Source organism: Collinsella phocaeensis (assembly GCF_900119895.1).
Lineage (GTDB): Bacteria > Actinomycetota > Coriobacteriia > Coriobacteriales > Coriobacteriaceae > Collinsella > Collinsella phocaeensis.
On sequence record NZ_FQLR01000004.1, the window covers coordinates 1,327,181 to 1,341,100 of the forward strand.

At 65.8% G+C, this 13,920-nt stretch carries 9 protein-coding genes; all 9 read right to left on the minus strand.

All coding sequences use genetic code 11. From position 1 onward, the window contains the following. Window positions 1-125: 125 nt before the first annotated feature. Window positions 126-950, minus strand: coding sequence for an ABC transporter ATP-binding protein (locus BQ7355_RS07775; RefSeq protein WP_072415671.1), 825 nt, complete (start codon window positions 948-950; stop codon window positions 126-128). Continuing rightward, entirely contained in the window at window positions 951-3,002 is a 2,052-nt protein-coding gene (locus BQ7355_RS07780; RefSeq protein WP_072415672.1) for a dipeptide/oligopeptide/nickel ABC transporter permease/ATP-binding protein, read from the minus strand. Window positions 3,003-3,005: 3 nt separating this feature from the next. Next, the gene (locus BQ7355_RS07785; protein WP_072415673.1) at window positions 3,006-3,965 is read right to left on the minus strand and encodes an ABC transporter permease; all 960 of its coding nucleotides are present in this window, start codon (window positions 3,963-3,965) and stop codon (window positions 3,006-3,008) included. 135 nt (window positions 3,966-4,100) lie between these two features. Beyond that, the gene (locus tag BQ7355_RS07790; RefSeq protein WP_072415674.1) at window positions 4,101-5,711 is read right to left on the minus strand and encodes an ABC transporter substrate-binding protein; all 1,611 of its coding nucleotides are present in this window, start codon (window positions 5,709-5,711) and stop codon (window positions 4,101-4,103) included. Window positions 5,712-6,164: 453 nt separating this feature from the next. Continuing rightward, the gene (gene uvrC / locus BQ7355_RS07795; protein WP_083581655.1) at window positions 6,165-8,171 is read right to left on the minus strand and encodes an excinuclease ABC subunit UvrC; all 2,007 of its coding nucleotides are present in this window, start codon (window positions 8,169-8,171) and stop codon (window positions 6,165-6,167) included. A gap of 2 nt (window positions 8,172-8,173) precedes the next feature. After that, complete coding sequence (locus tag BQ7355_RS07800; RefSeq protein WP_072415675.1) at window positions 8,174-9,436, minus strand: carboxylate--amine ligase; 1,263 nt, start codon at window positions 9,434-9,436, stop codon at window positions 8,174-8,176. Between the two features lie 38 nt (window positions 9,437-9,474). Then, window positions 9,475-10,473 (minus strand): lipid II:glycine glycyltransferase FemX, encoded by a 999-nt coding sequence (locus BQ7355_RS07805; RefSeq protein ID WP_072415676.1) that lies wholly within the window; start codon window positions 10,471-10,473, stop codon window positions 9,475-9,477. Window positions 10,474-10,563: 90 nt separating this feature from the next. Further along, window positions 10,564-11,748 carry a DegT/DnrJ/EryC1/StrS family aminotransferase gene (locus BQ7355_RS07810; RefSeq protein WP_072415677.1) on the minus strand — a complete coding sequence of 395 codons (1,185 nt, stop codon included), beginning with the start codon at window positions 11,746-11,748 and terminating at the stop codon, window positions 10,564-10,566. Between the two features lie 71 nt (window positions 11,749-11,819). Continuing rightward, window positions 11,820-13,919 (minus strand): murein biosynthesis integral membrane protein MurJ, encoded by a 2,100-nt coding sequence (gene murJ, locus BQ7355_RS07815; RefSeq protein ID WP_205407579.1) that lies wholly within the window; start codon window positions 13,917-13,919, stop codon window positions 11,820-11,822. Window position 13,920: the final 1 nt, after the last annotated feature.

The window sequence follows — 13,920 nt, forward strand, 5'->3', positions numbered from 1 at the left end:
TCAAGGCGGGCGCTGGGCTGGCGCCCGGACAACTTGGCGCGTACATACTACTACGTACTACGTAGCGCGCCTGGTAAGAAGGCGCGCCCGACGGATGCGGTCGGGCGCGCCGGCTCGTGCTGGCGTTACTGTCCGAGCTTCGGATGAAGCAGCGACGGGGCGGCGCCGAGCAGCATCTTGGTGTAGGGGTCCTGCGGGTTCTCGAAGACCTGCTTCGCCGGGCCCTCCTCCATGATCTGGCCATGGTTCATGACCACGATCTTGTCGGAGATGTAGCGGACCGTCTGGATGTCATGGCTGATGAACATCATGGACAGGCCGAGGTCCTTCTTGAGGTCGGTGAGCAGGTTCAGGATCTGCGCGCGGACCGAGACGTCCAGCGCGGAGGTGGGCTCGTCGGCGATGATCGCGCTGGGGTTCAGCGACATGGCGCGTGCGATGGCGACGCGCTGGCGCTGGCCGCCGGAGAGCTGTCCGGGCAGGGCGCGCAGAGCGCTCTTGGGAAGGCCCACGAGGCCGATCAGCTCGTTGATCCGCTTCTCCTGCTCCTTGGGGCTGCCCACCTTGTGGACGAGCAGCGGGTCGAGGAGCTGGTCGTGGACGATCATGCGCGGGTTGAGCGCGGTTGCGGGGTCCTGGAACACGACGGACACGACGCGGCCCATCTGCTTGCGCAGGTCGGCGGTGCGCTTGGTGACGTCCTGCCCCTTGAAATAGACCTTGCCGGACGTCGGGCTCTGCAGGCCGCACATGACGTTGGCCGTGGTCGACTTGCCGCAGCCGGACTCGCCGACGATGCCGATGGTCTCGCCGGGCATCAACTTGATCGTGACGTGGTTGACCGCGTGCACCAGGTTGGGGTGCAGAAGCGAGCCGGTGCGCGTCTTGAACGTGACGGAGATGTCATCGAGGAAGATGATGGGCTCCTTCTCGGCAGATGCGTTGCTCATCTAGTTCACCTCCGTGGCGGTAGCGGTCTTGACGGTCTCGAGGTACGGCGTGAGGCCGTTGGCCTTGAGGTAGTCGTCGGGGAGCTCGGAGAAGCGATGGTACTTGCCGGGCACCGACTTGATGACGGGATGCACGTCCAGGCCGAGCGTGGGATGGCTCGAGCGCGGGGCGAAGCGGTCGCCCTTCGGGAAGTCCTCGGGCGAGGGCACGGAACCCGGGACCTGGTGCAGGCGGGTGCCGTCCTTGGCGCCCTCCTCGATGGAGAGGACGGAGCCGAGCAGGCCGCGCGTGTACTCGTGGATCGGGTTGGTGAGGAGCTCGACCGTGGGGGCCTGCTCGATGACCTGGCCGGCGTACATGACGGTGATCTCGGAGCCGACCTCGGCGACGAGGGCCAGGTCATGGGACACGAAGATCATGGCGAAGCCAAGCTGGGCCTGAAGGTCGTTCAGAAGCTTGATGACCTGCTTCTGGACGGTCACGTCGAGCGCGGTGGTGGGCTCGTCGCAGATGATGAGCTTCGGGTCGCGGGTGAGCGCCATGGCGATGAGGACGCGCTGGCGCTGGCCGCCGGACAGCTCATGCGGGTAGCTCTCGAGGGTGCGCTTCGGATCGAGGCCGACCAGCTCGAGGAGCTCCTCGGCGCTACGGGTGCCGCCGCGGCTCGTGAGCTGCTTCATCTGGCTGGAGATGAGCATGGAGGGGTTGAGCGAGGACAGGGCGTCCTGGTAGACCATCGCGATCTCGTGGCCGAGCAGCTGACGGTGCTCGTCTTTGGTGAGCTTCAGCAGGTCCTTGCCGTCGAACAGCACCTCGCCGCAGATCTTCTCGCCGGGGTCGGTGAGGCCCATGATGACCTTGGTGGTGATGGACTTGCCGCAGCCGGACTCGCCGACGAGCGCCATGCACTGGCCCGGACGGACCTCGAAGGAGACGCCGTCGACGACCTTGACGTCGCCGTGGCTCTCGAAGCTGATGGAGAGGTCCTTGACCTGCAGCAGCGGGGGCACGGTCAGGTCGGGGACATGGCGGTCGGTGCGCTTGAGCTCGACCTCGCGCAGGGCGGCCAGGCGACGGTTGAGGGACTCAGCCTGCTGCTCGTAAGCGAGAACCGGGTTGTTGACGAGGATGTCGTCGGCGCGGTTGGACTCGGCGTCGTTGGACTTGACCGGGGCGCCGGGCTTGGCCGCCATGGCGTCGGTGAGGCCCTCGGAGAGGATGTTCAGCGCAAGGCAGGTCACCATGATGGCGATGCCCGGGAACAGCGCCTGCCACCAACGGCCGGCGAGCACGCCGCCGCGCGCGTCGGCGAGGATGTTGCCCCACGTCGCGGTGGGCTCGGTGATGCCGGCGCCGATGAAGGTGAGGGACGCCTCGAAGATGATGGCGTCGGCCACGAGGGTGACGGTGAACACCATGATCGGCGCGATGCAGTTGCGCAGAACGTGCTTGATGAGGATCCACGGCGCCTGGGCACCGGACACGATGACCGCGCGGACGTAGTCCTCACCGTACTCGGACACGATGTTCGCGCGCACGATACGGGCGATCTGAGGCGTGTACATGAAGCCGATGGAGAAGATGATCGCGGGTACGGAGTTGCCGAGAATCAGCACCAGGACGGCGGCGAGCGCGATGCCGGGCACCGACATGATGATGTCGAGGACGCGCATGATGACCTCGGACACGCCCTTGCGCGCGACCGCGGCGATGGCGCCGACGATGGAGCCGCACACGAGCGCGAACAGGGTCGCGCCGAAACCGATGATCAGGGAGTAGCGTCCGCCGTACAGCATGCGGGACAGGATGTCGCGACCCTTGTCGTCGGTACCGAACAGGAAGCCGTCGCCGGGAGCCTGGCGGGCGGTGAAGATCTCGAGCGGGTTATGCGGGGCGATCAGCGGGGCCAGGATGGCCGTGAGCGCGACGAGCACGAGCAGGATCAAAGAGATCTTGCTGCTGAGCTTCATGTTCTTGAAGCCGCCGAACTTCAACCCCTTGGAGGCCGCCTCCTCGAGCTTGGCGGTCTGCTCTTCACGAATCTTGGTCATGGCCTACACCGTCCTAATGCGCGGGTTGATGAGCAGGTACAGCATGTCAACCACGATGTTGATGATGACGAAGGCGAGGGCCACGACGATGACGACGCCCTGGACGAGCATGGTCTCGCCGCCGGTGATGCCGGCGAGGATGGCCGTGCCCATGCCGGGCAGGTTGAAGATGACCTCGATGACGACGGCGCCGCCCATGAGGTAACCGATCTTCAGGCCGAGCGTGGTGACGGGGGTGATCAGCGCGTTGCGCAGCACGTTGCGCGCGATGACGACGAACTCGGGGAGGCCGCCGCCGCGGGCGGTGCGCACGTAGTCCTTGTCGAGCTCCTCGACCATGGCCGTGCGCACGATACGGGTCATCTGGCCGGTGAGCGGGAACGCGAGGGCGACCGCGGGCATGAGCATGCGGGCGAGGTAGCCGCCGGGGTTAGCGAAGAAGCTGGGCAGCGGGCCGGAAGCCGGCAGCACGTGCATATACGAGGAGAAGAGAAGGATGAGCAGGACGGCGAACCAGAAGGACGGCGTCGCGATGCCCGCGATGGAGAACACGCGGATCAGCTGGTCGGGCCACTTGTCGCGGTAAAGCGCGGCGATGACGCCGAGCACGAACGAGACGACGGCACCGATTATGAGGCCGATGAACGTGAGCTGCATCGTGACCGGAAGCGCGGTGGCGATGCGGTCGACGACGGGCGTGCGACCGGCGCCGTAGGTGCCGAGGTCGCCGTGGAGCAGACCGCCGATGTAGTTGACGTACCGCTCGGGAAGCGGGTCGTTCAGGCCCTGCTCCTCCATGTACTGCTCGATTGCCTCCGGCGAGGCGCCCTCGCCCAGCGCGTTGCGCGCAGGGATGCTCGGGTCGGTGAAGGACATCAACCCGAAGACGAGCAGCGTGACGCCGAGCGCCATGATGGGCAGCGCGATAAGACGTCGGCCGATGAGGCGCAAAAGATTGTTCACTTCTTCCCCTCTCTCTCTTCTTATAGGACGCATCGAGACGGTGAGTGGGGGGCCCAGGTAGACCGAGTCACCCGAGCCCCCCACGCTCACACATCTCAGCTCACGCGGGCGCGTGGGCTCGTTGAGGCACCGATGCTACTCGGTGACCGTGGCGCAGTCGATGAAGGACATGCCGGTGGTGCCGATGCCCTTGAAGCCGTCGATCTTGACGCCCTCGGCGTTGGCGGTGTCGCGCCAGGACGCCGTAGCGGTCTTGACCTGGAGGACCGGGTACAGAACGGCCTGCTCCGCGATGAGGTCGAAGCACTTGTTCCAGGTCTCCTGCTGCTCGTCGCCGGTTTGGCCGAGAGCGGTGGCCATGAGCTCGGTGAGCTGCTTCCACTCAGCGGACTCGTTCCAGCGGGCGCGGGTCTTCATCCAGGCGTTGTCGCCGTACCACCAGTTCATCAGCAGGTCGGGGTCGGCACCGAAGCAGCTGGGGTCACCAGGGGCGAGGAGCATATCGAACTCAGCGCCGCCATCGATGTCGGCGTAGGTGTCGGCGGAGGTGCGCTCCTTGAGGGTGACGGTGAAGCCGAGGGCCTCGAGGTCCTGCTGGACCTGGGTGGACATGTTGACGACCTGCTCGTTGTCGGTGGTGCAGAGCTCGACGGCGCCCGGGGTGATACCGGCCTCCTCGATGAGCTTCTTGGCCTTGTCGACATCATGGGTGTAGACCGTGGAGGCCTCGTTGTAGTTGGTGAAGGACTTGGGCAGGTAGCAGGTGGGGGCGGTGGCGAGGCCGGCGAACGCGTTTTCGATCATCTTCTCGTAATCGAGCGCGTACATGACGGCCTGACGGACCTTGACGTTGTCCCACGGGGCCTTCTTGGTGTTGAACATCATGAAGCGGGTGCCGAAACCGTCGACGGTGTCGATGGAGCAACCGGCGCCCTCGAGCTGCTCGACGGCGTCAGCGGTGACCATCTCCATGACGAGCGTGGTGCCCTCCTGCTGGGCCTGGACGCGAGCGGTCGGGTCGACGAGGATGTCGTAGTGCAGCTTCTCGTCCTTGGCGGCATGGTCACCGTTGTACTCGGGGTTGGGAACCATGTCGACGGCGGCGTCGGAGATGGACTCGTACATCCACGGACCGGAGCCGACGGGCTTGGCGGTCATCTCTTCCTTGGTGGAGGAGGCGGGAACGACGCGGACGATGGCCAGGCGCTCCTTCAGCAGGGAGAAGTTGGGGACGGTCGTCTTGACGGTGACCGTGGTGTCGTCCTTCTTCTCGACGGAGGCGATGGGGGCGAGCATCGGGACGTAGATGTTGCCCTCGGCGTTGGAGCGGTTGAAGGACTCGACGACGTCGTCGGCGGTGACGGGGTCGCCGGTGGAGAACTTGGCGTCCTTGCGGAGCGCGATCTCGAAGGTGGTGTCGTCGACCTGCTCGGGATCGCCGGCGGCCAGCTCGTTGAACACGCTGTAGTCGTGGAAGTCGAGGCCGTAGAGACCCTCGACGACATGCCAGTTGGTGCCGCAGGCGAGCGCGGAGGAGGTGCTGGACGGATCGAAGTTGGTGGTGGTGTAGGCGGAACCGGCGGTGATCACGCCGCCGCCGACCTTACCGCCCTCAGCGGACGCGGAACCCTTGCTCTCGTCGCCGCCGCCACCGCAGCCGGCGAGGCCCATGCCGGCGACCGCAGCGGCGGCACCGGAAAGGCCGAGGAAGGAACGCCTGGTGAGACCGTTCTTGAACATATCCATGGAGCACTCCAATCGTGCAGTCCGTCGTCCGCACAGACGACGCCCGTTAGAACTGCCTTTACCTTATCCACGAATGACCTAATACCACTTCACATACCAGTGAACGGTCGCGATGCCGTCCGCGCGGAATTTGCAACCATCCGGCTGTTTTGTTGACAGCAGGTTTTGCTTATGGCGTAATGCATACCACTCCAGTGAGATAGTCTGACCTGCACATATGTTGCCTAACGACGGCGCTGCATGAGACTAAAGCAATCGCAAAACGCAAGAAGCCGAAGGTAAGAAATCATTCGAATAGGGGTCTCTTTTATATGAGATTTACTAAACGTTCGGTGAACGTTTAAGTGACACCTGCAATTTATACGTCATCATTATCTCAATTTGTTGAATGAACCGAATGCTCACCCCGAGCAGCCTCCTACCGACACCCCAGGAGCAGGGAGGCAAGCGGCCCTACTCCCCTTCCGGGCCGCCGTCGGATCCGTCCATGGCGCGCAGCACCCTGAAGACTTCGCGGGCGACGTCGGCCGGGAGCCCCTTGACCGCGCAGATCTCCTCGAGGCTCGCGTCGCGAAGCCGCTTCATGGAGCCGAAGTGCCGCATGATGGCCCGCTTGCGCGTAGGGCCCACCCCTTCGATCTCATCGAGGATCGACACCGTCATCGCACGTCCGCGCAGCTCGCGATGGAACGTGATGGCGAACCGATGGCTCTCGTCGCGAACCTGCTTGATGAGGTAGAGCGAGGCGGAGCCCGTCGGCAGGACGACCGGGGTGTCGTCCCAGGGGACGAACACCTCCTCGTCCGCTTTCGCCAGGCCGCAGACGGGGATGTCGAGCCCGAGATCGGAGAGCTGCCTGATCGCGGCGGTGAGCTGAGGGCGACCGCCGTCGACGACGAGGAGGTCGGGCCGGCTGCCGAAGCGCTCGTCGGCCATGCGCTCGGGCGCGTACCGACGCCCTAGCACCTCGGACATGGACGCGAAGTCGTTCGCCTCGGTAAGCTCCGCCCTGATCTTGAATCTCCGGTACTGGGACTTGTCGGGGCGCCCGTTGCTAAACACCACCATCGATGCGACCGTGAAGGCCCCGTGCAGGGTGGAGATATCGAAGCACTCGATCCGCAGGGGCGGAGCGTCGAGCGCGAGCGCGCTCTCGAGCTCCAGAAGCGCCTGGTTCGTCCTGTCGTCGGCGTACCCCGTTCGAAGCATGTAGCGCATGAGCGCATGGCGCGCGTTCCGCTCGCACATCTCGAGCAGACGACGCTTTTCGCCGCGCTGCGGACGGTGGACATGGCACGCGCGGCCGCGCTTCTCCGAGAGCCACTCCCCGATCACCTCGGCATCGGGCAGGTCCACGGCGATATCGACCTCGGCGGGTATGTCCGCCGTCTCGTCGTAATACCGCTTGACGAAACCGGCGACGAGCTCGTCCTCGGGGACGTCGAGCCCCTTGTCCAAAATGAACTCGCAGGTGCGCTGCGTGCGCCCTTCGCGCACCGCGAACACGCAAGCCCCCGCGATGGTCTCCTCGCGGAAGAACCCGATCACGTCGATGTCCACACGGGACGGGAACACCACCTGTTGCCGATCGTCGAGCCCGTCGATGACCTCCAGCCTGCGCTTGACACGGGCCGCGCGCTCGAAATCGAGCTCGGCGGCGGCCTCGGCCATCTCCTCTTTGAGCTCGGTCACCACATCGGAACGATGGCCGGACAGAAAGCGCTCGACCCGCCGAACCGAGGCGGCGTACTCGTCCGGACTGACGAGCCCCGCGCAGACGCCAGGGCCCCGCCCGACGTGATAGTCGAAGCAGGGGCGCCCGTTCTGGGCACAGATGAGCGATATGAGGTCGGCATCGGCCGGCTGCTTGGCGAGCAGTCGGTGCACGCGCTTCCACTCCGCACACGTCGCCGAGCAGATCGGGCAGATCCGGCGCAACGTATCGATGGTGTCGCGCGCCGCGCGCGCATCCGTGTAGGGACCGAAGTAGCGCGTCTTGGGCTTGTGCTTCTCGCGCGTGTACTTGATCGCCGGGAAGGCGTCGCCGTGCGTGACGGCGATGTAGGGATAGGTCTTGTCGTCCTTGTAGTCGACGTTGAAGTACGGGCGATGCTGGGCAATGAGCTCGCGCTCGAGGACGAGCGCCTCGTGCTCCGACTCGACGACGATGTAGTCGAAGCTCTCCACCGTCTGCATCATGAGCGGGATCTTCGCGCGATCGTCCGCCAGCGTGACATACTGCTTCATGCGGGCGCGCAGGTTCTTCGCCTTGCCGACGTAGACGACCGCACCGGAGGCATCCTTCCAGAGGTAGCATCCGGGATCGGTCGGAACGAGGGCGACCTGTTCCGCAAGCGATGGTGATCCGGAATCCGAAGAGGTCACGTGCTCGCGCGCGGCCCTCGCGTCAAGCGGGGAACCGAGGCGGTGGCGGCCGGGACTCGCAGGCGCTTCGGCCATGGCTAGGACCTGGCTCCAGAACCCATGAATCGGTCGAACTTCTCGGTCTGGTGCAGATACGTCACGCGGGCGTACAGCTTATGGGCGAACGTGTCGCGGGGGTTGTCGTACGGATAGCCGGCCTTGCCCGCGCGGTACATGCCGAGAACCGCCTCGCGCAGCTCGGGGTTCGAGACGTGCCGCTCGATGACCTTCTTGGGGACGCAGGTGTAGAGGGTCTCGCCGAAGGCCTCCTGATAAGGAATCTCGCGATGCAGGATGTACTCGTCGACGAGCAGGCGGGCGATGTTCGCTCCGCCCTGCGCGACGTAGTAGGTGTTTCGGCCGGGCCTGGTGTTGATCTCGAAGAACTTGTAGGACCCGTCGCGCGCATCGTACTTGATGTCGAAGTTGCCGAACCCGCGGTAGCCCACATGACGGCAGAAGCGCTTGGCGTCCTCGATGATGCGCTCGACGCGCTCGGGAAGGATGCACATCGGGTTGCCGATGCGCGCCGGGGAGTGGTCCTGAAGAACGACGCGGCCGCCCGAGACCACGCGCACCTCGCCCGACGCATCGGAGAACGTGGTGAGCGAGCGCAGCGCATCGTCGTCGCCGGGGATGAAGTCCTGCACGACGAGCTCGCGGTCGTATCCCGCGGAGCGCAGGAGGTCGAAGATCCGGAGCAGCTCGGACGGACCGTGGACCTCGTAGACCTTCTCCTTGCCCGGGAAGTCCATCAGGTCGTAGCGCGCGGAGTTGGAGGGCTTGGCGATGAGCGGGTAGGTGAACGCCTCGGCATCGATCTTGACCTCGGCGTCCGAGCAGTCGAACGTCCAGGTCTTAGGATAGGCGATCCCAAGCTCCTCGCAGATGGCGTAGAAGCGCTCCTTCTGCGTGATGTCGTCGAGGAGGTCGAAGTCGTTGTAGGGGACGGCGAACCACTGGGAGAGCTCCTCCTTGTTCTGGGAGAGGATGCGGGCGTGCCAGTCGGCGCTACCGAAGACGATGGCGACCTTGCCCGCGGCGGCAAGTTCGGAACCGAGGCCGCGCAGGTAGTCCATGACCGCCTCGTCGCCCTGGCCCATGGCCGGAACGACGCGGTAGTCCACCAGGTTGCTCGTCGAGGTCACCTTCACGTCGACGGCGGAGACGACCATGGTCTTCACGCCGTAGGCCTCGTGGAAGCAGCGGGCGAACCCGTAGGACATGATCTCGCCGCCCAGGGCGACGGGAACCAGCCGGCTCGAGAGGTCGGATGCCGTGAGTCGGGACGTATCGATCATGGGACCACCTATCGTCAAATAAAAAAGGGGGACGGAAGCTAGCGGAGCCGCGAGCGCAGCGCCTTGATGCGGACGAGGGCGCCGTAGAACCCTGCCCGCACGGGGAGGTCGCGATCGGGGGCGATCATGCGCACGCCGTCCTTCGCGAACTTGGTCTTGAACGTGTTGAGGTTCAAGGTCTCGGGGGCGAACTCGCTGCCGATGCCCATCTGGTCGTACTCGGTGCACCCCATGCGGGCGAGCTCGCAGCACTCGAAGAAGATGAGACGGTCGGTGGCGAGGAAACGGGCGTCACAGGAGCGGGACGCTCCGTAGTATCGGGTCGCGCGCGCTCCGGAGATGGTGGCGATGGTCCAGGTGATCACCTGGTCGCCGTCGCGCCCTGCGAACAGACGGCAATGCTCGGGCCCGAGAACGCGCAGCATGCTGCGATAATCCTCGATGGGCGCCGGAGAGAACCCGTCGCGGGCACCCGTCTCGACCATGACCTCGTAGTACTCCTCGAACGAGGCGAGCGCGCGCTCGGTCTCGTCGCTGAACGAAAGGGTGCATTCGCGCAGCGCCTTGCGGACGTCGCGGCGGCCGCGCGGCTTCATGCGCGAGAGGATCTCATCCTCCCCGCCCGTGAGGTCGATGATGACGGTGGTGTCGTACGGAAGCGTGGAAAGGCAGGGACGGGTCGCGGGGAGCTCGTGCTTCACCGCGAGGCGGCAGAACACCTGGCGGGGATCCTCGGCGCGCACGTACGCGCGAAGCGCCTCGAGCGCCGCGGCCTCCTGCTCGGCGGTGGGCTCCTGCGCCCACACCGGGCCGTGATGGGCGCGCAGGTACCGGTAGCCGTGCGTCTCGTACTGCGCGAAGCAGACCGCGGCGACGGTGCGGCCAGCGTCCTCGACGGCGGCGTAGCCCCACGGGCTGCGCCCGGGGATGGTCGCCTCGAACTCCAGCCACACGGGAAGCTGCTCGACGGGGACGCCCGTCCCCAGCTCGCCCAGCGTGGACTCGTATTCCTCGCGCGTCAACTTCTTGGCCTGCATATCGCCGCTCCGTCTCAACTGCTCGCGTGCGTCACATAGGGTATCGATTGTACCGCCGGCGACCGGGCGCGAGGAACGGACCCGCCGTTTCTATGAAGAGACCACGCCTTTGAGCACATCGACCACGGCTCGTGCGCCCTCGGCCCCCTGGTTGGTGGGGAGCGTGAGGATCCTCTGCACCATATCGTCGCACACGGGTATCGCCGAACGATCGACGGGCACATGGTAGGCCGACTCGTCGAGGACGCCCGGTCCGAGCTCGGGGCGGTACCAGACGGTCATGTAGTGCCCCGCCGCGCAGCACGCCTCGCAGACGGCATCCGACGTAGCCGCATCCGCAACGAGCACGGGGTATTTGAGCAGGGGCTGGTACGGGCCCTGCGCCGCAGAGGAGAGAAGCGTCACACCGGGGACGTCGGCAAGAAGCTCCGAGTACGCCCGCGTGGCCTCGGTGCGCGTCACGACATCCTCATCCAGGCACCCGAACGCCTCGATGACCGCATCGCAGATCGCATCGCTCGGACGCATGGGGTCGTGCGAGACGCCGCCACGACGCTCCTCATCCGAAACGGCGGGTTCGAAAAGCCCGGTCGCGGAGAGGAATCTTCTAAGCCCGCGCGCAACGGGAAGCGGCAGGTGGTTGAAGACTCGGTTCCAGAAGACGAACGTCCCGGTGAGCGCCGTAAGGTGGGCTCCGGTGACGGGGAGCTGCGCGAGGCGCTCGCGCAGCACTTGCAGCACCTCTGGGGAGGCGCCCTCCGGATTCACCCAGACGGCGCCGCCGAACTGGGCATGAAGCATCTTCTCGACGCCGAACGAGTGGAAGGAGACGTCGGCCAGGGGCGACCCATCAGGACCCTTGGCCATGCGCGCCACGCCGTGCGCGCAGTCTTCGAAAACAAGGGCGCCCGCCTTGTGCGCCGCCGAGGCGATGCGCCGCGAGGCGCCATCGTCCACAAGCCCGAAGGTGTGCTGCAGCATCACCGCGCGGACGGACGAGTCGAGCGGCAAGGCGGCAGGATCCAGGGAGGCCGTGTCTGCTGAGACCTCCCCGTAGCGCGGGATCAGGCCGGCGGCGAGTATGGGGTCGACCGCGGTGCAGCAGGTGAGGAGCTGCGTCACGACGTGCCCCTCCCCTATCGTCGCGCGCACGGCCTCGCACGCCGCGAGCATACCGTGACGGGCCCGGTACACGCAGTACCAGTCCTCGGGGCGCGTCCCCGTGCGCTCGGCCATGATGCGGGCGATTGACGCCTCGCGCTCAGTTCGGTCCATAAGAAAAGCCCCTCTCGGTTGCAACCGGCTCAAAGAACCAGGTGAAATCCCAGATCGATATCAACGCGGCGCTACCGCGCGCCAGCGCGTTTCGGCAGGAAACGGCTCAGCATGGAAGACAGGAACGCCACCTCGGGCATGTTCCGGGCGATAGCGACGCCGAACGTGACGAGCACCGCAGGGATTCCTCCCGCCACCGCGTAAAGCAGGGCGACGAGCATGCCGCCCTCGGAAAGCGGCATCACGAGGGCCTGCAGCGCGGCGAGGATCGCGAAGCCGACGCCGGCTCCGGCGATACCCAGGACCGTGGCGCGGACGCTTGCGCGCAACATGGCGCGCGCCCCGATCCGCCCGAGCTCATGGCGCAGGAACGCCAGCGTGACGAGGTCGATCGAGACGAAGAAGAACGTCGAGGAGAAGCCGACGACGTTGAACCCGAACCGGGGCGTGAACACGAGGCAGATCGCGATCTGGATCGCGCCGGCGATGCACTCGGCGACCGCGAAGAGCTTCATCTTGCGAAGGGACGAGCAGGCCTTCTGCAGATAGGTGCACAAGCCGTAGCCGGGCAGGGAGAGCGACAGCCAGCCGATGTAGACCGCGAGCGCATGCACGTCCTCAGCGGGCATCTTGCTGCCGCGCAGCATGTTGGCCAAGCAGGGCGAGAACACGATGAGGTAGAGCGCGAACGGAATGAGAAGGAACAGGATCTGCCCAGAACCTTGGGCAAGGCCGTCGATAAACCGCTTCATCCTCCCGCTCGCCACGAACGAGGAGAGCTCGGTGAACATGGCGGTCGTGATGGGGATCGCGAAGACGGAGTACGGCAGAATGTACCAGATGCGCGCATAGTAGGTGATAGCCGCGCCACTCGGGTTGACGGAGAGGGCGCACGAGCTCTGGACGGATGTCGTGGCGAACGATACCACCGTCACGACGAGCGTGGGGATGCCGATGGAGAGCGTCTCGCGGATGAGCGGATCGTGGACGTCGATGCGCACACGCAGCTTGACGCCGTGACGCCTGAGGGCAGGCACCTGCATGAGGACCTGGACCAGGACGCCCAGCGGGTTGGAGACCGCGAGCACCAGGATCGCCGCCTGCGGGTTGGAATCCACGAGCAGGCCGTAGAGCAGGAACGCCACGGTGATGACGATGTTGTTGGCGATGGGGGCGGCCGTCGACCAGAAGTAGTCGCGCTCCGCGTTGAGGACGCTCGATATGACCGAGGACAGCGCGTACAGGACGATCTCGATCGCAAAGAACCGGAAGAAGTACGTGGCGAGGTCGAAGTCGAATTGCGCCGAGGCGTTGAACGACTGCGTCCAGATGATCTCGCCGGCGAAGATGAACGACAGCACCGACAGCGCGCCCATGAGCAGGGTCACGAGCGAGAGCAGGTTGGATGCGTACGCACTCGCCCCCTCGCGCCCCGCCTTCTTCTTCGTGGATACGTAGACCGGCAGGAACGCGGTGACGAGCATGCCGCCCATCACGAGCTCGTAGAGGGCGTTGGGCATGTTGTTGGCGACGGTGAACGCACTCGAGACGAGGGTCGTCCCCATACCGAAGGCCTGGGCCCACGTGCGGAAGAACCCCGTGATGCGGCTGACGATCACCAGTCCGCTCATCAGCGCAGCGGACCGCCCGACGTCCTCGGCGCTCGCCTCGTCTTCCTCGGCCGAATCGCCGGAAACAGGGTCTTGCGCAGGGGCCTCGACCGCACCGGAGGGGCCATCGGCCTCGGCGAGGGAAGCGAACATGAAGGTGTCGTCGACCTCCGCGGCCTCACCGCAGGCATGCCGCACGGGAAGGTCATCGTCCCAGCCGAGCGGCGCATCCTCGTCCAGATCGCCGTCAAGCAGGGCGAACTGGGCCGTCTCGTCGGCACGGACGGACGCGGAGCCCGACGCCGGCGCCGAAGCGTACTGGGCGGCGACCATGAACGCGGCGGTCTCGTCAGGCGAAGCGGGGCGCTGGGCGAAGTCGGAGTCACGCGCGTCGGCGGTGCCGGGAACCGATCCGTGCGAGGACGCGCCTGCGGCGATGATAAATGCCGTCGTCTCGTCCGGACCAGGAACGGCCCGCGGCGGCGCAGGAACAGAAGCGTCGGTGCTACCGGAGAAGTGCGCGCCACGGGGGCGCTGGTCCATCGAGTCGTCTGAGGTCACA

Bases quoted from the DNA above. Each gene is read 5' to 3' on its own strand.
- BQ7355_RS07810 (WP_072415677.1), bottom strand. From the start codon at position 11,748: ATGGACCGAACTGAGCGCGAGGCGTCAATCGCCCGCATCATGGCCGAG.
- uvrC (WP_083581655.1), bottom strand. From the start codon at position 8,171: ATGGCCGAAGCGCCTGCGAGTCCCGGCCGCCACCGCCTCGGTTCCCCG.
- BQ7355_RS07775 (WP_072415671.1), bottom strand. From the start codon at position 950: ATGAGCAACGCATCTGCCGAGAAGGAGCCCATCATCTTCCTCGATGAC.
- BQ7355_RS07780 (WP_072415672.1), bottom strand. From the start codon at position 3,002: ATGACCAAGATTCGTGAAGAGCAGACCGCCAAGCTCGAGGAGGCGGCC.
- BQ7355_RS07805 (WP_072415676.1), bottom strand. From the start codon at position 10,473: ATGCAGGCCAAGAAGTTGACGCGCGAGGAATACGAGTCCACGCTGGGC.
- BQ7355_RS07800 (WP_072415675.1), bottom strand. From the start codon at position 9,436: ATGATCGATACGTCCCGACTCACGGCATCCGACCTCTCGAGCCGGCTG.
- BQ7355_RS07790 (WP_072415674.1), bottom strand. From the start codon at position 5,711: ATGGATATGTTCAAGAACGGTCTCACCAGGCGTTCCTTCCTCGGCCTT.